The organism is Streptosporangium sp. NPDC002721 (assembly GCF_042888905.1).
In the GTDB taxonomy this organism is placed as follows: domain Bacteria; phylum Actinomycetota; class Actinomycetes; order Streptosporangiales; family Streptosporangiaceae; genus Streptosporangium.
In genome coordinates this window covers 1-19,675 of the sequence record NZ_JBIAQI010000018.1, presented here as the reverse complement: position 1 = coordinate 19,675, position 19,675 = coordinate 1, and the positions used below count along the sequence as shown (strand labels likewise).

Here is a 19,675-nt window from a genome sequence, read left to right as displayed (position 1 = left end):
CGGCTCTCACGAGACGGACTCTCCGGCGCTCGCGAGACGGGCCCCCGGCCCGCGCGAGACGGACCTCCCGCCTCTCGCGAGGCGGATTCCCCGGATTCCCCGAAATGAATAAGTGCGACGCTACGGCTCGCGCCAGATCGAGTCATCGTTCCGTCGCCGGAGATACTTCCTACATCTGTAGGATTGGACCGTGATAGCGGATGATGTCCAGGATCTGCTGGAATCGCTGGCCCTGGCGGTAGGCAGAGGCATGTCCGTGGACGACCTGGAGGGCCGGGTCGTCGCACACAGCGCCCATCACGGGGAGGTCGACCAGGTCAGGGCGCAGGCCATCCTCTCGCGGTCGGTTCCCGCCAAGGTGAGCGCCTGGCAGGAGTCGCACGGGGTGGCCACGACCCGCGATCCGGTACGAATCCCGAAAAATCCGGATCTGGGGATGGCGGCTCGGCTCTGCGTACCCCTGCTCCACCAGAACCGCCGCGTCGGCTACCTCTGGATCATCGAGGGGCCCGGCCCGCTGAGCCCGCAGGAGCTGGACAGGGCCGTACGCGACGCCGCCGCGATCGCCGCCCTGCTCGACGACGGCGGCAGCTCCCACACCCTGAGCCAGCTGCTCACCGGTGAGATCGGCGTGCGGCGGGCCGCGGGCGTGCTCGGCGAGGGGCCGCTGCGCGTCCTGGCGCTGCGCGGCGACCCGGACGGGCTGCGCGAGGCGGTCGGCGCCGAGCTGGTCAGGGTACGCCGCCCGCCGGCCTTCACGATCCTGGACCGCCACGCCGTGCTGCTGCTGAACCGCGGCGAGGACGCGACGGCGCTGGGGGAGCGGCTCGCCGCCAGGATCCGGGCGGGCGTCGGCATCAGCGCGCTCCATCCGGGGCTGGAGTCGGCCGTACGGGCGCACGAGGAGGCGCTCACCGCGGCCAGGGCGGCGGCGGCGGAACGCACGCTGCGGCCGGTCGCCCACTGGCCGGACCTGGGCGTCTACCGGCTGTTCGCCGAGCCGGTCACCGGCCAGCCGGGCGCGGGCGGCCCGCTGGACACGCTGCGCGAGCACCCGGCCCTCCTCACCACCCTGGAGACCTACCTGGACAGCGGGGGAGACGCGCAGGAGACCGCCAGGCAGCTGCACCTGCACCGCACCAGCCTCTACTACCGCCTCGCCAGGATCGAGCAGCTGGCCGGCCGCGACCTCAAGAACGGAACCCACAGGTTAGAACTCCATCTCGCGCTGAAGCTCTGTCGCTGGAATGCGGTGTAACGGCCCGGTAATCAGGGCACAGCTCTGCGGTGCCGCAGTTGATCAACGAGATCATGACCGTCGTCGTCGTGCTCGCGCTCATCCCGCTGTCGCTGGTCCTCGTGTCCGTGGTCGTCCTCGTGGTGCTGGCCGCGTTGGCCCTGGCGACCTCGCGGGAGCAGGATGGGAGGACGACATCCCGGAGGTAAGACGGTGCGGCAGCTCAGCGCGGTGGACACACAGTTCCTGAATTTCGAGACCTCGACGAACGTGGCGAACATCGGGGGGCTCGCGATCCTGTCCGGCGGCCTGTCGCGCGCCGACCTGGTGTCGCTGCTGGCCCACCGGCTCCATCTGGCCGCGCCCTTCCGCATGAGGCTCGCCTTCGTCCCGCTCGGCCTGGACCACCCGTACTGGACCGAGGACTCCAGGATCGACCTCGACTACCACGTGCGCGAGATCGCGCTGCCCAGGCCGGGCAGCGACAGGCAGCTGGGCGAGCAGGTGGCCAGGCTGCACGCCCGCCGCCTCGACCGGCGCCGCCCGCTCTGGGAGATGTATCTGATCCACGGCCTCGGCGGCGACCGTACGGCCCTCTACATGAAGGTCCACCACGCCGCGGTCGACGGTGTCACCGGCGCCGACGTGCTGGCCAGCCTGCTGGACACCTCACCCGAGCCCGCCGAGGTCCCGATGGCGCCCGAGGCCGAGCCGGAGGAGGAGATCGACACGGCGGAGATGGTCGCCCGGGGGCTGGCCAAGGTCGCCGCCAACCCGGCCAACACGATACGGTTCCTGGTCAACGCCGTCCCGCACCTCGACGAGATCCCGCTGGTCTCCCAGGTGCCCGGGGCGGGGCTGGTCTCGCGGCTCACCCGTGACCTGGCCACCTACCTGTCCGGGTCGGGCGCGGCAGAGGTGCCCGCCATGCCCCGCATGACCGTTCCCCGCACCCCGTTCAGCGGCAGGATCAGCGCGCACCGGCGCTTCGCCTTCACCACGCTGCCGCTGGAGGACGTCAAGCTGGTCAAGAACGCCTTCGGCGTCACGGTGAACGACGTGGTGATGTCCCTGTGCGCCGGGGCGCTGCGCCAGTGGCTGCTCAAGCACGACGCGCTGCCAGAGCAGCCCCTCGTCGCGGGGGTGCCGTTCTCGCTCCGCCTCCCCGGCGACCAGAGCGCGGGCAACCAGGTCAGCATCATGATCACCACCCTGGCCACGCAGATCGCCGACCCGGTGGAACGGCTGCTGGCCGTACGGGACGCCATGCGCCTGATCAAGGACCGCTCCTCGCTCGCCCCGGCGCGCTGGCTCCAGCAGCTCAGCGACATGATGCCCTCCGCGCTGACCGGCCTGGCCTCCCGCGCGGCCTTCAACCTGTTCGCCGGCAGCGCGGGCCCGATCAACGTGGTGATCTCCAACGTGCCCGGCCCGCAGATCCCCCTCTACGTGAGCGGCGCCAGGCTGCTCGCGTACCACCCCGTCTCCGTGGTGACCGACGCCAGCGGCGGCGTCAACATCACGGTCTTCTCCTACGACGGCTCACTTGACGTCGGCGTGATCGCCTGCAGGGAGATGGTTCCCGACGTGTGGACCGTCACCGACTACTTCAGGGACGCCCTCCTGGAACTCAAGTTCCTCGTTGAGGAGCAGTGACAGGCCGGGGGCGTCCTTGACGAAGCGCAGGGTCTTCTCCAGGCAGACGATCGAACCTCGCTCGGGCCGGTTGACGAACCGGATGTCGTCGGCCAGGGCCTGCATGATCAGCAGCCCGCGGCCGTGCTCGGAGGTGGGGGCGGGGGAGGTGGCGCCCGAGAAGTCGAAGCCGTTGCCGGCGTCCACCACCTTGATGATGCACCGGTCCCTGGACAGCTCGGTGCTGACCATGTAGTCGTCACTGGGGGTGGCGTGCTGGATGACGTTGGAACACGCCTCCGAGAGCATGAGCTGGATGTCCTCGCGAATCTGCGTCACCACCCCCAGGGCCTGGAGCGAAGAGTCGAGAAGTTGTCTGATCACGGGAACACTCGCGGCGTCACGCGGCAGACGCAGCGCGATCGTGGCCTCCACTGTCCCCTCCTTTCAGCCGATGTGCAGAAACCTTGCCCTGGGTGACCCGTCCTAATCGGGGAGGGGTGATCGTGTCCCTGGAATACGGAAACACACGGCAAAGCGCCTCATGCGTGGCAGATGGTCGAATACATGGAGGATTCTCTCCGGGCTACGGGCATGCGACACCCGCCGGGCGGGGATCTCGGATCCCGGCCCGGTTCGGGTGACCGCGGGCCGCTAGCCCGAGAAGGCGTCCATCGCGGCCTGGCAGAAGGCCTTGAGGTCGTCGGGCTTGCGGCTGGTGATCAGCGTGTTCGGGCCCGAGTCGCAGATCACGACCTCGTGGTCCTCCCAGGTCGCCCCGGCGTTGCGCAGGTCGGTCCGCAGGCTCGGCCAGGAGGTGACCTTCCGGCCGCGTACGACGTCCGCCTCGATCAGGGTCCAGGGCGCGTGGCAGATGGCCGCGACCGGCTTGCCCGCGTCGAAGAACTCCTTGGCGAAGCCGACGGCCTCCGGCACGGTCCGCAGGAAGTCGGGGTTGGCGACGCCGCCCGGCAGCACCAGCCCGTCGAAGTCGGCGGCCGAGACCTCCTCGACCGTGGCGTCCACCGGGAAGGTGTCGGCCCTGTCGAGGTGGTTGAACCCCTGGACCTGTCCCCGCTCGGTGGAGATGAGCCGGGGAGTCCCCCCGGCCTGCTTGACGGCCTGCCAGGGCTCGGTGAGCTCGACCTGCTCGATGCCCTCCGGGGCCACGAGGAACGCGATCGTCTTGCCGTTCAGCATGTCGTCCCCTTTGTTGACGTGCGGTGATGTCATCAGGGGGATGCCATGCCCGTGTCGCCGGGATCTATGCGAGGGCCGCCGGTGCCGGGGATCTGTGCGAGGGCCGCCGGTCCCGGGATCCGCGCGAGGACGGTCGGTCCGGGGGCCTGTGTGCCGGGATCTACGTGGGAGCCGCCGCTCCGGGGACCTGCGTCCCGGGGTCCGTACGGGAGCCGCCGGTCCCGGGGCGGACCTTGCGCCGGCGGAGGCCCGCGGCGGTGAGCCGGGTGACGAGCTCGCGCGAGGACACGGCCTCGGCGCCCAGCGCGACGGCCCGCTCGTAGACGGTCTCGGGGACGTCGTAGTGGTCGCGGTCGAACGCCCGGGGCGGCACGCCGAGCAGCTCCGCGAACGCGTGCAGCTCCCCGGTCGAGCTGTCGCTGACCAGGTGTGACCAGAGCAGGCCGTGCGGACCCGGCCAGTTGGGCGGGTCGATGAGGACGCTCATCGCCGGGCGAGGTCGAGCGCGACCTCCAGGGCGGCCGCCTGGCGCTCCTCGTCGGTGATCGAGTCGTCCCTGAGCATGAACAGCGAGGCGTGCAGCGCGAACAGGGCCATCGAGTGCCTCAGCTGGGTGGACAGGGGATCCTCCGGGTCGACGAGGAAGGCGAGCAGCTCGAACATCCGCTCGCGGGTCTTCTCCATCGTCGGATGGTTCTTGAGCGAGGTCTGGTTGCGCTCGAAGAACCGCATGACCTCGCGGTGCCTGCCCCGGTACAGGTCGTGGGAGTAGCGGCGGACCAGCTCCTCGCGCATCTCGTCGGTGTGCGGCTGGGAGCGGGCCCAGGTGACCAGCTCCTCGATCGACCTCACCCGGTCCTCCGCCAGGCTGGCGATGATGTCGTCCTTGGTCTTGAAGTGGTAGTAGAGGGCCGCCTTGGTCACGCCGAGGGCCTCCGCGATCTCGCGGAGCGAGGTGGCCTCGTAGCCCTGCTCGGTGAAGAGCTTCAGGGCGATCTCCTGGATGCGCGTTCGTGTGTCGGCGTGTTCCCTCATGGTTCCCTTTACCGAGAAATCAACTTGACGGCCGGCAAGTAAGCGGCTTACCTTCCATCGTAGCCGATGCTAGCCGGTCGGCAAGTAAGCAAGATCCACAAGGATTTCTCAACAGGGGGCGAAGAAGTGAAGGAGACCGCGGCCGCGCCGGCGCGGCGTCGCGAGGTCATGGTGGTGCTGCCGGGCCTGATGCTCGCGATGGTCCTGGCCATGCTCGACAACATGATCGTCAGCACCGCGCTGCCCCGCATCGTCGGCGAGTTCGGCGGGCTGACCCACCTGTCCTGGGTGGTGACCGCCTACGTGCTCGGCACCACCGTCTCGACCCCCATCTGGGGCAAGATCGGCGACCTGTACGGCAGGAAGAGCATCTTCCTCGCCTCCATCGTCATCTTCATGATCGGCTCCGCGCTCTGCGGCATGGCCGGCTCGGGGATGCTCGGCGGACCGTCCGACGGCATGATGCAGCTCATCGCCTTCCGCGCGCTCCAGGGCCTGGGGGCCGGGGGCCTCATGGTCAACGCCATGGCGATCATCGGCGACCTCGTCCCGCCCCGCGAGCGCGGCCAGTACCAGGGCATCATGGCGGCCGTGATGTCACTCGCCATGATCGCGGGGCCGCTCATCGGCGGGTTCATCACCGACCACCTCGACTGGCGCTGGGCCTTCTACGTGAACCTGCCCGTCGGGTTCGTCGCCCTGGCACTGCTCGCGGTCAAGTTGCAATTGCCGAAACTCCGTACCGAGCACCGCATCGACTGGCTGGGCGCGGCCCTGCTCTCGGTCGGCATCACCGCACTGGTCCTCATCACCACCTGGGGCGGCAACGACTACGGGTGGGGATCGTGGCAGATCCTCGGCCTGGCGGGGCTCGCCGTCGTCACGCTGGTGCTGTTCGTCCTGGTGGAGCGCCGCGTCGCCGAGCCCATCATGCCGCTCAACGTCTTCCGCGACCGCAACTTCAGCCTGATCTCGGGTGTGGGCTTCCTGCTCGGGTTCGCCATGTTCGGCGCGATCAACTTCCTCCCCCTGTTCCAGCAGACCGTCCAGGGGGCGAGCGCCACCAACTCCGGCCTGCTGCTGCTCCCGATGATGGGCGCCGCCATGGTGGTCTCGCTCTTCGTCGGCCGCGCCATCACCAGGACCGGCAAGTACAAGATCTACCCGATCCTCGGCGGCGTGGGCATGGCGTTCGGCATGTGGCTGCTCTCCCTGATGGGCGTCGACACCCCCGCCTGGCAGACCGGCGTGTTCATCGCGGTGCTCGGCCTCGGCATGGGCTTCCTGATGCAGACCACCATGCTGATCGCCCAGAACAGCGTCGAGCAGAAGGACCTCGGCGTCGCCAGCAGCGCCTCGACCTTCTTCCGCTCCATCGGCGGCTCGTTCGGCGTCTCGCTGTTCGGCGCGGTCTTCAACAACCACCTCACCGAGAGCCTGGAGAGCAAACTGGGCGCCGCGGGCGAGCGGCTCGCCTCCGGCGGCGCCCAGTTCGACCCGGCCGCGCTGCACAAGCTGCCCGCCGGTGTACGGGTCGGCTTCCTGGAGTCGCTGGCCGAGTCCATCTCCGGCGTCTTCTGGTGGGCGATCCTGTTCGCCGTCGCGGTGCCGCTGCTGGCGGCCTTCATCAAGGAGGTCCCGCTGCGCGGCGGTCCCGAGGCGCCCGAGGAGGCCCGGCCCCCGGTCCCGGTGCTCGACTGACCGGCTTCAAGACCCACTCCCCGGTCCCGGCGCTCCGGCTGACCGGCCGACCGGGACCCGGAACGCGGGACCCGGAACGCGGGACCCGGAACGCGGGACCCGGAACACGGGACCCGGAACGCGGGACCCGGAACGCGGGGCCCGGCACCCCACTGGGAGCCGGGCCCCAAGCCGTGACCCAGCGATCCCCAAGCCGCCCTCGCCACGATGGGGACATGAAGACAACCACCCCCGTCGCCGGGTACGTCACCCGGCGCCCGCTGGCCGACGACGCTCGCGAGATCCACGAGCTCGTCTCGCTCTGTGACACCCAGGTGATCGGCAAGGCCGACATGACCCTGGACGACGTCGCCGACCAGCTGAACGACTCCTCCTTCGACCCGGAGTCCGACGGCTGGCTCGTCCACGACGAGACCGGGCGGCTGGTGGCGTGGGCATGGGCCTGCCGCAAGGGCGCCAGTGACAACGTCGACGTCGACGTCGTCGTACACCCCGCCGCGCCGGACCTGACCGGCCCGCTCTGGGACACCGTGACCGAGCGGGCCAGGCGGATCGCCGCCGAGCTCGGCCACGAGCGGGCCGTGGTGGACATCGGCCTCTACCGGGAGGACAGCGGCAAGCGGGCCGTCGCCGCCGCCCGTGGTTTCGCCGCGGCCACCAGCTTCATCCGCCTCCGCGCCGACCACGAGGGAACGGTGCCCCGGCCCGAGCTCCCGGCCGGGATCACGGTGCACCACGGACTCACCGAGGAGGTGCGCCGCCAGGGCCACGCCGTGCAGCAGGCCGGGTTCGCCGAGCACTTCGGGTTCACCCCGAAGGACTACGACGAGTGGTACGACGAGCTGGACTCCTCCGTCAACACCGACTGGGCGCAGCTGGCGGTCGCCCGCCTCGACGGCGAGCCCGTGGCGATGCTGCTGGGCACCAACGCCTTCCTCGGCGACGAGAACTCCGGCTACGTACGCCAGCTGGCGGTGCTCCCCGCCTTCAGGGGCCGGGGCCTGGGCCGGTTCATGCTGCGCGGGGCGTTCGCCGACGACGCCCGCCGGGGCAGGGTCGGCACCTACCTCCACGTCGACGCCAACAACAGCACGCCCGCCCTCGACCTCTACCTCTCGGTGGGCATGCGCCAGGTGCTGGCCATCGACGTCTGGCGGCGCACGATCTGACCGCGCCGCGCCGGGCTCCGTCCGGAGCCGTCCTCCGAGGTCACTCCTCCGGGGTCACCCGGTGCTTGGAGAGGTGGGCCAGCACCGCCTGGTTGGCCTCCCAGCCGTCGGGGAACTTCACCGGCACGCCGAGCTGGACCGGCTCGGACGACGGGTGGGCGTCCAGGAGTTCGGGAATGCCCGCCCTGGCCACCACGACGCAGGCGTGCCGGTGCCGGGAGGTGAGCACGCACAGCCGCCCCGACTCCAGGTGGAACGCGGTGGCGTCGCGGCGCCCGGAGAGCGGGTGGAGCACGATCGTCACGTCGTACTCCCGGCCCTGCAGGCGGTTGGCGGTGTCCACCGTGATCTCCGGCGGCACCCCGGCGGCCCTGATCGCGGCGACCTGGTCGCGGTGCGCGGCGCCGATGGCGATCCTGTCGGCCGTGACGGGATGGCTGCCGCGCTCGGAGTGCGCGACCGGACCCCGCTGGAGCAGCCGCGTCGCCAGGACCGCGGTCGCCGCCACGGCCTCCGCGTCGGTGCGCACCGTGTGGCGGCTCGGCAGCTCGTACAGCGCCCAGCCCGACGCGGCCGCCTCCTCCAGCGCCCGGTCGTGGGAGGTGCGCATGCCGTTCACGGTGAACTCCAGCGACCGGTCGCCGGGGCCCGTCCCCGCGCGGAACCCGGTGAACGGGTAGAACGCCTCGGAGACCACCGGCGCCGCCGAGGCGGGCAGCCGCCAGGAGACCGGCAGCCGGTGCACCGGCAGGTCGGGGTTGTGCCGCAGCAGCACCGAGACCGCACTCTGCACCGGATCCCACGACAGGCCCGCCCAGCGGTCGCCGTCCACGATCGAGAACGGGTCGAGCTGGCCGGGGTCGCCCACGAACAGTGCCCGCTCGAACAGCGAGGCGATGCGCAGCAGCTTGTCCGAGCGCATCTGGTACGCCTCGTCGACGATGGCCCAGGGCCAGGTGCGGTCGCCGATCCAGGCCCACTTGTCGGCGGTGGCGATCACCACGGCGGGGTCCCCCAGGTCGGGCAGCTTGCCCGCGACCGAGACGTTGGGGTGGGCGAGGATGCGGCCGGGCGTGATGTAGCCGCTCGCCGACAGTCGGCCGATCGGCAGGTCGGGGTGCTCGGTCGCGAGCCGCTCCACCAGGTCGTCGACCTGCTCGTTGGTCTGGGCGACGATCATCAGCGGCTCGCCGGTCTCCGCGATGTGTCCCGCGGCCTTCACCACCAGAGTGGACTTGCCCGCGCCCGGCGGCGAGTCCACGACCACGCCGCGGTGGCGGGGCAGGTCGGCCAGCACGGCCGCCACCACGGCCGCCGCCTCCTGCTGCGGGGTCACGGCCTGCGGGGTCACGGCGCACCCCCGTCACGGCCCGCCGCGCCAAAAACGCACGCGGCGGGGCGGTCCCGGGCGTCGCGGCCGCGCGGAGCGCTCGGGGTCGCCGGGCCGGAGGCGCACACGGCGCACGGGGCGGGGCGGTCCCGGGCGTCGCGGCCGTGCGGGGCGCCCGGGGTCGCCGGGCCGGTGACGCGTGGGGTGCACGGGGCGGGGGACGTCGCGCGGCGGCGCGGGGGCCGGTGAGCGCTCAAAGCCATTCCTCCTGGGCGTCGTCGTCGCTGGGTTCGTACTCCTTGGGAGGCCCGCCGTGGGTCCACGGCGTCTGCTCCGGGTCGGGCAGCGCCGCCGACGACTGGAAGTCGTCGGTCAGCGAGGTGTACGAGACCCGCTCGCCCGGTTCGGGCACCGAGCCGGGGACCGGTGTCCTGCCCCGCCCCATCCCCTTGGTGATCTTGAGGGTGATCTCCTCGCCCGTGATCTCGACGATCTCGGCCGCGTGGCCGCGCCGGTCGGGGCTGCCGACCGTGGTGCCGGGGGCGAGCCGCACCGGGTCGCCGGTCCGTACCGTGACCAGGGGCCGGAGCTTGCGTGAGCGGCCCTCGCCCTCGCTGTGCTCGGGGTCGGCGGCCGTCACCGTCCCGGCGAAGGCCTCGCCGCTCAGGCGGTACTCGGCCATGAGCAGCGGGTCGTCGTGGGCCCGCTGCACGTCGTAGCTCGCCCGCGCCCGCTCCAGCCCCGCCAGCCGCGCGGCGGCGCCGACCGCGCCGTCCCTGCGCGCCTGGGGCGGACCGCCCTCGGCGATCCGCTCGACGAACCGGGTGAACGACCCGCGGTCGATCTCCCAGCGGTCCTTCACCCGCGACCCCTCGGGCAGGGCACGCAGCAGCTCCACACTCCGCCACATCAGCCGCCAGGTGGGTTCGAGCTGGGTGCGCAGCGCCTGGCCGATCCGGTCGACGGCGCGATCGGTCGGCGCCTCCTCGTAGGCGCGCATCGCGGGGCCGAGCACCTCGTTGTCGAAGCCGGGGTCGGTGGCCGGACCGGCCGGAGGCCAGAGCAGCGGGTCCTCGGCCTCCTCGGCGGCCCGGCGCCCCGACATCCCGGCCGGCGGGTCGATCCACCCCAGCAGCGCCGCCAGGTTGGCGTCCTCCAGGTTGCTCTGCCCGGTCGCCCAGTGCAGGCTCAGCGCCTCGGTGGCCGCGAGCAGCACCGAGGAGCCCGGCTGCCGCGACCGGTCGCCGAAGTAGGTCAGCCACCGGCCGAGCAGCGGCACCGACGGGTGCACCGGGTAGGGGCCGTCGGCCCGGCGGAACCGGGTGGACCGGCCCAGCAGCCCGGCGAACGAGGCCGCCGGCCGGTTCGGCACCAGGATCTGCGGCGCGTCCAGGCACCGCTCGTACGGCTCGCCGCCCCTGCGCTCGACCGTCTCGGTGCTCTTCTCGAACCCCTCGATGTACGGCAGCAGCACCTCGGCCAGCCCGGCGGCGAAGGCGAACCGCTGGTCCCGGTTGCGGGGCTGGGGGACGACGAGCAGCCGCGGGTGGCTGGGGTCGGTGCCCACCATGGCGGCCAGCGGCGCGGCGGCCTCGCCCGCGAGCTTGAGCGGGATGAGCACCAGCGGCTGGTCGGAGACGTGGCAGTGCCGGACCGTGGTGATCCGCTGCGCGACGCCGTCCCTGGCGGCCCGCAGCCGCGCCAGCGCCGTCAGCGTGCTCACCGGCCGCCCTCCGCCGGTCCCGAAGGCCCGGCCGGGCCCGATACGCCGGCTCCGGCCGCGCCGGCGTCCCACGCGGCCGATGCGTCCACTGCGTCCACCTCAGCCGCCACGCCGCCCCACGCGGCGGCTGCGCCGATCCCCGCCGCGCTGACGTCCCGCGCGGCCGGTACGCCCGTTCTCACCGCAGCGACTCCTCGCGCAGCCGGTTCGCCAGCCGGAGCAGGCGGGCGATCTCCTCCTGGTCCCCGGCCGGTTCGCGGGTGCCCTCGGCCAGGCCGAGCGCCTCGTCCATGCCGGAGACGCCGCCCAGCTGGTCGCGTACCTGACGCCCGAGCAGGTCGGTGGACCCGCAGGCGCGGGCCTCGTGACGGCAGAACATGCACATGTCGCAGGTGGACAGGCAGTCGGGCGCGTAACGGGCGGGCACCTGGAGCAGCGCCTGGGCCAGCTCCTCCGCCGAGCGGGTCGGCACGCCGTCCTCGCCGGGGGCCAGGTCGAAGGTGAGGTCGCCGGGCAGGCCCTCCAGCAGGCGCTCGACCCTGGTCATCCGGGCGAGCTGGCGGGTGAGGACCGAGAGGTGCTTGCGCACGTCGACCAGGGCCGCCGTCGGGCGGTTGGCGAAGTTCTCCGGGCAGACGAGGACCACGTCGTGGGAGACGCGCCGCGGGTCGTGCCCGAGGTCGGCCATGAGCGTGCGCAGCGCCAGGACGTAGACGGCCGCCTGCCGCGCCGCCGCCGCGACCTTGTCCGGCTCGGCCTGGCCGTCGATCACGCTGAACGACTTGATCTCGACGATGTGGAAGCGCCCCCCGATCTGGAAGGCCACCACGTCCGGCTCCAGGTAGGAGGTGTGCCCGGCGATCTGCAGGCTGAACAGCGGGTGGTCGTAGAACACCGCGGCGCCGTCGTCCTCGCGCGCCGCGCGGTCGATCAGCGTCCGGGTGTGCGAGTGACGCAGGTGGGAGCCGACGCTCTCCACGTCCCGGTAGCCGACCTGGGTGACATCCAGGCCGAGCAGCTCGCGCAGCAGGCGCAGCAGCTCGGCGCAGCCGTTCTCCTTCACCAGCGCCTCGAACACGTTCCCGCGGCTGATCGCGAACTGGGACTGGCCGAACGGCGCGGGGAAGCCGACGTGCCGGGCCGTGAGGTCCTTGTCGACCCCCGCGGCGTCCATCAACGCCCGGCGCGCGCAGCCGGGGTTGGCGGCCAGCGCCGCGATGGCCCGCGCGTCGTGCGGACGGGACGGCATCGGCCCGCGCAGCTCGTCAAGCCTGTTCGGGAAGGACCTCTCCCTGAGCTTGGTCATGAGCCGGTCTTCCCGTCCAGCCTGGTCTTCAACAGGCCCCCCTCAAGGTGTTCATCGCGGTGGCGCCGAACAGGCGCTCCACGTCCGGTAGTTGCCTCGTGGCCCGCGCCGCCACCTCGGCCCGCTGCGCGGAGTCGGCGGCCAGGTGCACCTCCAGCTCGGCCCGTGCCGCGCGGATCGCGGTCACCGGGTCGGCCGGGGCGAATCCCTCGACGGCCCCCGGGATGTTCTGCGCCATCCGCGACAGCAGCCGCACCGCCCCGGGGGGCGGCTCCGCCAGCCGCGTCAGCTGCTCTGCGACGCGTACGGCCGAGGTGAGGAAGTCGACGCGCGGGCTCAGCGGCCCCAGCACCCGCAGCTCGGGCGGCCACGTGCTGTCGGCGAGCAGCCCCCGGGCGGGGGAGAGGCGGTCGGTGAGCGCGGCGCACAGGTAGTACGGCCTGGCGTAGGGGTCGCCGCGGAACGAGCGCTCCTCGTCGCGGCGCAGGCTGGTCAGCTGGGAGCCGCGCAGCTCGCGGGAGAAGAAGGCGTCGTTCACCGCCACGATCAGCTTGGCCGGGGTCGGCACGCCCAGCATGGTCAGTGCCTGGTGCACCTGCTCCCTGATGGGCAGCAGCGAGGTCTCGGGCTCGTCCGGCGGCACCGGGGACTCGGAGGCCACCGCCGCGTCCCACGCCTGCTCGGCCCTGCGGAGGTCCCCGCGCAGCGACCTGGCGAGCGAGTTCTCCCTCGCCTTGACCGCCCGTCGCACCTCGGCGCGGAGGTCGGCTATCCGCCGTTCCAGCGCGTCCAGTGAATCACTCACGGCCCGGAGCGTAACAGGAGTTCCACCAGCCTCCCCTGAATTCCAGCGATTTCCAGCATTAAAGTGCGAGCTTTTGAATAGCAATAACGGACTAAAAGCACATTTAATACGAAACTGATCATCCGGAACGCGAGACCGGAAAACTTAACCGGGTTAAGATATTGACCAGGTTGCACCTCTGTTAGGTTGGAACGCGTGACAGGACTCCGGGAACGCAAGAAGCGGCAGGCCCACGAGGCGATCTCGGCGGCGGCGATCACGCTCTTCCTGGAGCGCGGGTTCGACGAGGTGTCGGTCGCCGAGGTGGCGGCGTCGGCGGGGGTCTCCAAGCCGACCCTGTTCAAGTACTTCCCGACCAAGGAGGACCTCGTCCTGCACCGCATCTCCGACCATCAGGGAGAGGCGGCCCGGGTCGTCCGCGAGCGCGCGACGGGCGAGACGCCGCTGGCGGCGCTGCACCGGCACTTCCTGGCCGGGCTCGCGCGGCGCGACCCCGTGACGGGGCTCAACGACCATCCCGAGGTGCTCGGCTACCACCGGATGGTCTTCTCCACACCCGGTCTCGCGGCCAGGGTGCTCCACTACATGGCCCTCGACGAGGAGGCGCTCGCCACCGCGCTCGCCGAGGACACGGACGAGCTCACCGCGCTGCTCGTCGCCGGTCAGGTCCTCGTCACGCAGCGGGTGCTGGCCCGGCGCAACTGGCTGGCCCTGGTCGGCGGGGCGACGGCGGAGGAGACCCACCCGTCGGCCGTCGCCGCCGCCGACCACGCGTTCGCCCTGCTCCCCGGCCTTCCCTGAACACGCGCTGCCAGAGAGGGAAGGCCGGGGGCACCGGCTAGCCTTCGACCTCCGTGCGGTCGGCCGACCACAGGGTGTGGAAGGAGCCCTCGCGGTCCACCCGCTCGTAGGTGTGCGCGCCGAAGAAGTCACGCTGGCCCTGGATCAGGGCGGCGGGCAGGCGCTCGGCGCGCAGCCCGTCGTAGTAGGCCAGCGCGGTCGAGAAGCCCGGCGCCGGGATGCCCAGCTCGGCGGCCTTGGACACCACCCGCCGCCACGAATCCTGGGCCAGGGTCAGCGCGTCGGCGAAGTAGGGGGCGGCGAGCAGGGTGACCGGCTTGTCCTGCGCCGCGTACGCCTCGCGGATGCGGTCGAGGAAGACGGCGCGGATGATGCAGCCGCCCCGCCAGATCGTGGCCAGCGCGCCGAGGTCGAGGTCCCAGCCGTACTCGGTGCTGCCGACCCTGAGCTGGTCGAACCCCTGGGCGTAGGCGACGATCTTCGAGGCGTACAGCGCCCGCCGCACGTCCTCGGCGAAGTCCTCGCCGACGGCCCCCGCGGGCACGCCCGACGGGCCCGGCAGGCCGCGCGCGGCCGCACGCAGGTCCGCGTGACCGGACAGGGAGCGGGCGAACACCGCCTCGGCGATGCCGCTCACCGGAACGCCCAGGTCCAGCGCGATCTGCACCGTCCACCGGCCGGTGCCCTTCTGCTCCGCCCGGTCGGCGATCACGTCGACGAGCGGCTTGCCCGTGGCCGCGTCGACCTGGCGCAGCACCTCGGCGGTGATCTCGATCAGGTACGAGGACAGCTCGCCCTCGTTCCACTCCGCGAAGATGTCCGCGAGCTCCGCCGGGGTCCGGCCGAGCCCCTGCCGCAGCAGGTCGTAGGCCTCGGCGATGAGCTGCATGTCGGCGTACTCGATGCCGTTGTGCACCATCTTCACGTAGTGCCCGGCGCCGTCGGGACCGATGTGCGTGCAGCAGGGCACGCCGTCCACCTTCGCCGCGATGTCCTCCAGCAGCGGGCCCAGCGCCTGGTACGACTCCTTCGAGCCGCCGGGCATGATGCTCGGCCCGAGCAGCGCGCCCTCCTCGCCGCCGGAGACCCCCGCGCCGACGAAGTGGAGGCCACGCTCGCGCAGCGCGGCCTCGCGCCGGCGCGTGTCCAGGAAGTGCGCGTTCCCGCCGTCCACGAGCATGTCGCCCGGCTCCAGCAGGGGGGCGAACTCCTCGATCACCGCGTCGGTCGGCGCACCGGCCTTGACCATGATCAGAATTCGCCGGGGGCGCTCCAGCGCGGCGACGAACTCCTCAGCGGTCTCGCAGGGAACAAAGGTCCCCTCGTGCCCGTGTTCCTCGATCAGTGCCTTGGTCCTGTGCTGGGACCTGTTGTGTACCGCTACCGAGTGCCCATGCCTGGCCAGGTTGCGGGCGAGGTTCGCCCCCATGACGGCCAGCCCTGTCACACCGATCTGAGCCTGAGTCATCTCTGACACTCCTTCGTCGTGTCCAAGATGCCAGTTTGCACCCACCGCCGATCAAAGGCGTCGAGAGGGCCCGAACGAGAGACCCCCGGCGCCGTACGGATCAACGGACCGCCCGTCCCCAAGGGGTTCCCGCGCCCGGCGGGGAAGAGAAGACGTCCCGAGCCCGGCGCGGAACCGCGGGGTTTCCGGTGAGAATCGGGGACGGGACAGCGGTCCGGACGTTCGGCACGGAGCCACGGGATCCCGGGGGATCGGTGGCAGGACGGGAGTGTCAGGTCCCGGCGCGGAGCCGTGGGAACCCGCGAGGGAGATCAGCGCCGGAACAGGGTCCCCGGAGCCTCCGAGCCGAGGACCCCGCCCAGGCAGCGATAGGTCCGCGCGCCCCCCTGGAACTGTTCCTTCGAGGGCGGCAGCACCGTGCTCCGCCACCTGGCCTGCCCGATCCCGCGGGCGTCGCCGTAGCGGGAGGCGAGCATGATCCGCGCGGTGCACACCTTCTTCACCGTCGGATGCCTCTCCAGGGCCGCCGAGTCGTAGGTGAGGGAGTCCTGCGGCAGCGGGGCGATCGCGAACGTCTCCCACGAGTGGGACTCCTCGCAGCCGATCCGCTTGGCCGTGGTGTCGCCCGCGATCGAGACGAGGCCGCCCCAGCACTCGGGCTCCGCCACGCACGCGGCCCCCGCGCCCGTCACCGCGGTGGCGGGGCAGGCGGTCGTGACCGTGGCGACCTCGGGAACCTCGCGAGCCGCGGACGCGCTCTCCACCGGGGCCGCACCGCCGCCCTTGCCGTCGCCCTGGAGGCTCTGCTGCCCGGTGGACGGGCCCTGGTCGCGGTTCTCGATGTACATGAGCCCGACCCCGGCCAGCAGCAGGATCGCGAAGGCCACGGCCACCGCGACGAAGACCCGCACGTTCGACGGGCCGGGATGCGCCGGGGCCGTCGCGGGCGACTGGGTACTGGAGAGCCCCTTCAGACCCGGCGACGTCAGATGCGACCGCACCGGCTCCCCGCCCGGCCCACCCCGCGCCGCCGGTGCGCCGTACGGCGACGCGTACGGCCTCTCCGGCGCGTACGGCGTCTCCGGCGCGTACGGCGGCGCGGGGCGGGCCGGGCCCGCGACCGGAGCGGGGCGAGAGGAGGGAGAGGAGGAGGGAGAGGAGGAGGGAGAGGGGGAGGAAGTGGCGGGACGCGGGGCGGGGGACCGGCGCGCCGGGCCGCTCCCCTCCAGGCGCAGGTCCGTGAGGGCGTCGCGCAGCGCGGACACCGAGGGGGTACGCCGCGCGGGATCACTGGCCATGGCCTCCCTGAGCACGGCGGTCAGCTCCGCCGGCACCCCCGGGATCTCGGGGACGGGCAGGCGGTGCAGGGCCATGATGACCGCGATGTTGACCACGCCGCTCTCGGGAAAGCGCGGCGGGCGCCCGGAGAGCAGCGCGTACAGCGTGGCGGCGAGGGAGTAGACGTCGCCCGCGGCGGCGGGTTCGGTCAGCTCGAACGCCTCGGGCGGAGCGTAGGCCGGGGTGAGGGACTCCCGGGTCACCGACGCCTCGCTCCCCGAGGACGGCATGGTGGCCAGCCCGAAGTCGGAGAGCACCACATTGCCGTACCGGTTGATCAGGATGTTGGCGGGCTTGATGTCGCGGTGCAGCACCCCGGCGGCGTGCGCGGCCGCCAGCGCGTCGGCGATCCGGATCCCGATGTCGGCGACCTCGGCCGGGGGCAGCCGCTTCTCGGCCCGCATCCGGTCCAGCAGCGACCCGCCGGGACACAGCTCCAGGACCATGTACGGGCGGCCGTCGGGCAGGACCCCCGCGTCGTAGACGTGGGCGACGTGCGGGTGGCCGGAGAGGGCGCCCGCCGAGGTCACCTCACGCATGAAACGGCGCCGGTCCCGCTCGGAGACCAGCACCCGGTTGTCCACCTTGAGCGCCACCTCGCGCTCCACCGCCAGCTGCCTGGCCCGGTAGACGATCCCGAAGCCGCCCTGGCCGAGCACCCCGGACACCTCATAGCCCGGTACCGCAAAGGCGCCCGATCCGGTCACCTGCCACCTCCTGAAGACGAGCGGCAGATTACCGGAGTTTGATCCGCAAATTAGGTGCGTATTCCTCATGCCTGGTCAGAAAGGTGACGTCCACGGCCGTGAGACACCGGCCGGCCGATGGGACGCCTGTCGCCGGAGTCGTTTTCGCCGGAGCACGCACGCGTATCACGACATCATGGTCACCATCTGGCGGGCTGCCAGCCCTCCCGGCGCCCTGATCCCCGGCCGTCCGTCACTCGCCGAAGCGGGAGAGCCGGCCGCGCATGCGGGCGTGGCGCAGCGCCCACGCGAACAGGCCGAGCGTGGCGGCGAGGTAGACGACGTCCAGCAGCGCCGCCCAGGCGAGGCTGTCCCAGGGCACGGCGCCGCCGTTCAGCACGGTCCGCATGCCGGTGAAGACGTGGGTGGCGGGCAGGAACCCCGCGATGGCCTGGAGGGGGCCGGGAAGCGTCTCGACGGGGTAGAAGATGCCCGCCAGCGGCTGCACCACGAACACCAGTGACCAGGCGATCACCTGGGCGTTCTCGCCGAAGCGCAACACCGCGCAGATTCCCACCAGGCCGAGGGACCAGCCCATCACCAGCAGCAGCGCCATGAACGGCACCATCCCCGCGCCCAGGCTCGTGATGCCGAAGCCGTAGAGGGCGAGCGCCAGCCCCGACATGATCGCGATGGCGAAGACGACCTTGCCGAACGAGAACACGATCAGCCCGATCACGTACTCGACGTTGGAGAGCGGGCTGACCTGGACGTTCAGCAGATTCCTGCTCCAGATGTCCTCAAGGAAGGCGATCGAGATCTCGTTGCTCGCCTTCTGGAGCACCTGCCACAGCAGGACGGCGCCGAGCAGGAAGGCGGCGATGAACGGCACGCGCTGCGACTGCAGGAACAGCGTCACGAAGCCCCAGACGAAGAGCTCGATCGTGGGCCAGAAGACGATCTCGAACATCCGGACCGGGCTGCGGCGCAGCGCCGCCAGGTCACGGAAGACGACACCGCTGATCCGTTTCCTGCGCGCGGCCAGGCTGAGCGGGGGAAGGGTCGTCGTCATGCTTGCGCCCCCGATCGCGCCACCTTGAGAAAGACCTCCTCCAGATCCTCCGCGCCGTAGACGCCGGTGAGCTCGGTGGTGCTCCCGCTGGCCACGATCCGGCCTTCGGACATGAAATGGACGCGCTGACACATCCGCTCCACCTCCTGCATGTTGTGGGACGTGATGAGCATGGCCCGCCCGCTCTCGGTGGCGACCCGGACGAGCAGGTTGCGGATCCGGTCACCGGCGTCGGGGTCGAGGTTGGCGGTGGGTTCGTCCAGGATGAGCAGGCTCGGTTCGTTGATCAGTGCCTTGGCCAGTTGCACGCGCGTGCGCTGGCCGGAGGAGAGTTCCATCACGCGGCGCCTGCGCAGCGGGCCGAGGTCCAGCAGCTCGATGACCTCCTCCACCCGGGCCCTCGGCCTCCGCACGCCGTACAGCCGGGCGAAGGCGTCGAGCACCTCGCGCACGTGCAGGACGCCGGGGAGGTCGACGTAGCTCGCGGCGAAGTTGATCTGGCTCAGCACCTCGGTCCGGTTCCTGGCGAGGTCAAGGCCGAACATGTGGATGCTGCCGCTGTCAGGCGTGATCAGGCCGAGGAGCATGTGCAGGGTCGTCGACTTGCCCGCGCCGTTGGGGCCCAGCAGCCCGACGATCTGGCCCGCGCCGACGGTGAGGCTCACCTCCCGGACGGCGGACACCGAACCGAACCTCTTCGCCAGCGCCACAGCCTCGAGAATCACCACCACGCCAGCGTGCGGTCAGCCGCCCCCTCCGGGCAATCGGTTTTCCCCCTGGGACGCGGTTGATTTGACGATGTGGGTCGCGGTTCATAAAGTTCACCAGACCCGAGGGAGACGGCGGTGACGCCGGGGCCTCGGAACCCTCTCTGATGATCTTTCTCCTTACGGGATCTTTGTCCCCAAAGAGGCTCGATTCGACACGAATCGGACGATCAAGTAAGTTAGACGGGTTGCCCCGAAAGGGGAGGCTGGAAATTCTGAAACAGGTAAGCCGGATCGGGTCGGTTTGACACGAAAAAGCGGGCCTGAAAGAATAAGGGCACAACGAAAGAACAGAATAAAACAAAACGAACGCCCCGGAGTTCGGGCCTGGCTGATCGGCTGGGTTTGGGTGATGGTGTACGCGTCCGTTTCTTGAGAACTCAACAGTGTGTTAAAAGCCAG

General features: G+C 71.4%; 18 protein-coding genes. 6 read left to right on the top strand and 12 right to left on the bottom strand.

Going from position 1 to position 19,675, the window contains the following annotated elements:
• Positions 1–190 precede the first annotated feature (190 nt).
• Genes ACFYWM_RS25175 through ACFYWM_RS25165 form a run of 3 tightly spaced genes read left to right on the top strand, consistent with a single transcriptional unit; the run spans position 191 to position 2,893 of the window.
• The gene (locus ACFYWM_RS25175) at positions 191–1,258 is read left to right on the top strand and encodes a PucR family transcriptional regulator (RefSeq protein WP_389917945.1); all 1,068 of its coding nucleotides are present in this window, start codon (positions 191–193) and stop codon (positions 1,256–1,258) included.
• A gap of 29 nt (positions 1,259–1,287) precedes the next feature.
• The gene (locus ACFYWM_RS25170) at positions 1,288–1,446 is read left to right on the top strand and encodes a hypothetical protein (protein ID WP_389917943.1); all 159 of its coding nucleotides are present in this window, start codon (positions 1,288–1,290) and stop codon (positions 1,444–1,446) included.
• Positions 1,447–1,450: 4 nt separating this feature from the next.
• Complete coding sequence (locus tag ACFYWM_RS25165; protein WP_389917941.1) at positions 1,451–2,893, top strand: wax ester/triacylglycerol synthase family O-acyltransferase; 1,443 nt, start codon at positions 1,451–1,453, stop codon at positions 2,891–2,893.
• Here the strand turns inward: ACFYWM_RS25165 and ACFYWM_RS25160 are convergent.
• The 4 genes from ACFYWM_RS25160 to ACFYWM_RS25145 all read right to left on the bottom strand — a co-directional run bounded on the left by ACFYWM_RS25160 (position 2,780) and on the right by ACFYWM_RS25145 (position 5,107).
• The gene (locus tag ACFYWM_RS25160; protein WP_389917939.1) at positions 2,780–3,307 is read right to left on the bottom strand and encodes an ATP-binding protein; all 528 of its coding nucleotides are present in this window, start codon (positions 3,305–3,307) and stop codon (positions 2,780–2,782) included. The two genes, ACFYWM_RS25165 and ACFYWM_RS25160, sit on opposite strands and share 114 nt — an antisense overlap.
• A 219-nt stretch (positions 3,308–3,526) precedes the next feature.
• Positions 3,527–4,072: a type 1 glutamine amidotransferase domain-containing protein gene (locus ACFYWM_RS25155; protein ID WP_389918346.1), complete on the bottom strand. Its 546-nt coding sequence runs from the start codon at positions 4,070–4,072 to the stop codon at positions 3,527–3,529.
• Between the two features lie 160 nt (positions 4,073–4,232).
• Positions 4,233–4,559 (bottom strand): DUF4031 domain-containing protein, encoded by a 327-nt coding sequence (locus ACFYWM_RS25150; protein WP_389917938.1) that lies wholly within the window; start codon positions 4,557–4,559, stop codon positions 4,233–4,235.
• On the bottom strand, positions 4,556–5,107 hold the full coding sequence (locus tag ACFYWM_RS25145; RefSeq protein WP_389917936.1) for a TetR/AcrR family transcriptional regulator: 552 nt from the start codon (positions 5,105–5,107) through the stop codon (positions 4,556–4,558). The genes ACFYWM_RS25150 and ACFYWM_RS25145 overlap by 4 nt, the downstream gene beginning before the upstream one ends.
• A gap of 126 nt (positions 5,108–5,233) precedes the next feature.
• On the opposite strand from ACFYWM_RS25145, the gene ACFYWM_RS25140 reads away from it, so the two are divergent.
• A complete protein-coding gene (locus tag ACFYWM_RS25140; RefSeq protein WP_389917934.1) occupies positions 5,234–6,808 on the top strand; it encodes an MDR family MFS transporter in 1,575 nt (524 codons plus the stop codon).
• Between the two features lie 215 nt (positions 6,809–7,023).
• Positions 7,024–7,977, top strand: a complete 954-nt coding sequence (locus ACFYWM_RS25135; protein WP_389917933.1) for a GNAT family N-acetyltransferase — start codon at positions 7,024–7,026, stop codon at positions 7,975–7,977.
• A gap of 40 nt (positions 7,978–8,017) precedes the next feature.
• Here the strand turns inward: ACFYWM_RS25135 and ACFYWM_RS25130 are convergent, their stop codons facing one another.
• The 4 genes from ACFYWM_RS25130 to ACFYWM_RS25115 form a co-directional block, all read right to left on the bottom strand.
• Entirely contained in the window at positions 8,018–9,328 is a 1,311-nt protein-coding gene (locus ACFYWM_RS25130) for an AAA family ATPase (RefSeq protein WP_389917931.1), read from the bottom strand.
• 232 nt (positions 9,329–9,560) lie between these two features.
• Positions 9,561–11,030 (bottom strand): hypothetical protein, encoded by a 1,470-nt coding sequence (locus ACFYWM_RS25125; protein ID WP_389917929.1) that lies wholly within the window; start codon positions 11,028–11,030, stop codon positions 9,561–9,563.
• Between the two features lie 178 nt (positions 11,031–11,208).
• A complete protein-coding gene (locus ACFYWM_RS25120; protein WP_389917927.1) occupies positions 11,209–12,336 on the bottom strand; it encodes a hypothetical protein in 1,128 nt (375 codons plus the stop codon).
• A 28-nt stretch (positions 12,337–12,364) separates the two neighbouring features.
• Positions 12,365–13,141 carry a hypothetical protein gene (locus ACFYWM_RS25115; protein ID WP_389917926.1) on the bottom strand — a complete coding sequence of 259 codons (777 nt, stop codon included), beginning with the start codon at positions 13,139–13,141 and terminating at the stop codon, positions 12,365–12,367.
• A 195-nt stretch (positions 13,142–13,336) separates the two neighbouring features.
• Here ACFYWM_RS25115 and ACFYWM_RS25110 point away from each other — a divergent pair, with 195 nt between their 5' ends.
• On the top strand, positions 13,337–13,942 hold the full coding sequence (locus ACFYWM_RS25110; protein ID WP_389917924.1) for a TetR family transcriptional regulator: 606 nt from the start codon (positions 13,337–13,339) through the stop codon (positions 13,940–13,942).
• Between the two features lie 37 nt (positions 13,943–13,979).
• Here ACFYWM_RS25110 and gndA read toward each other — a convergent pair whose 3' ends face one another.
• From gndA to ACFYWM_RS25090, 4 genes are all read right to left on the bottom strand, one after another.
• The gene (gene gndA / locus ACFYWM_RS25105; protein ID WP_389917922.1) at positions 13,980–15,410 is read right to left on the bottom strand and encodes an NADP-dependent phosphogluconate dehydrogenase; all 1,431 of its coding nucleotides are present in this window, start codon (positions 15,408–15,410) and stop codon (positions 13,980–13,982) included.
• Positions 15,411–15,721: 311 nt separating this feature from the next.
• Positions 15,722–17,455 (bottom strand): serine/threonine-protein kinase, encoded by a 1,734-nt coding sequence (locus ACFYWM_RS25100; protein WP_389917920.1) that lies wholly within the window; start codon positions 17,453–17,455, stop codon positions 15,722–15,724.
• 232 nt (positions 17,456–17,687) lie between these two features.
• A complete protein-coding gene (locus ACFYWM_RS25095) occupies positions 17,688–18,506 on the bottom strand; it encodes an ABC transporter permease (RefSeq protein ID WP_389917918.1) in 819 nt (272 codons plus the stop codon).
• Positions 18,503–19,234, bottom strand: coding sequence for an ABC transporter ATP-binding protein (locus tag ACFYWM_RS25090; protein WP_389917916.1), 732 nt, complete (start codon positions 19,232–19,234; stop codon positions 18,503–18,505). The genes ACFYWM_RS25095 and ACFYWM_RS25090 overlap by 4 nt, the downstream gene beginning before the upstream one ends.
• Positions 19,235–19,675 lie beyond the last annotated feature (441 nt).

Coding starts and splice junctions, on each gene's coding strand:
- gndA (WP_389917922.1), bottom strand. CDS start 15,410: ATGACTCAGGCTCAGATCGGTGTGACAGGGCTGGCCGTCATGGGGGCG.
- ACFYWM_RS25135 (WP_389917933.1), top strand. CDS start 7,024: ATGAAGACAACCACCCCCGTCGCCGGGTACGTCACCCGGCGCCCGCTG.
- ACFYWM_RS25120 (WP_389917927.1), bottom strand. CDS start 12,336: ATGACCAAGCTCAGGGAGAGGTCCTTCCCGAACAGGCTTGACGAGCTG.
- ACFYWM_RS25150 (WP_389917938.1), bottom strand. CDS start 4,559: ATGAGCGTCCTCATCGACCCGCCCAACTGGCCGGGTCCGCACGGCCTG.
- ACFYWM_RS25155 (WP_389918346.1), bottom strand. CDS start 4,072: ATGCTGAACGGCAAGACGATCGCGTTCCTCGTGGCCCCGGAGGGCATC.
- ACFYWM_RS25095 (WP_389917918.1), bottom strand. CDS start 18,506: ATGACGACGACCCTTCCCCCGCTCAGCCTGGCCGCGCGCAGGAAACGG.
- ACFYWM_RS25145 (WP_389917936.1), bottom strand. CDS start 5,107: ATGAGGGAACACGCCGACACACGAACGCGCATCCAGGAGATCGCCCTG.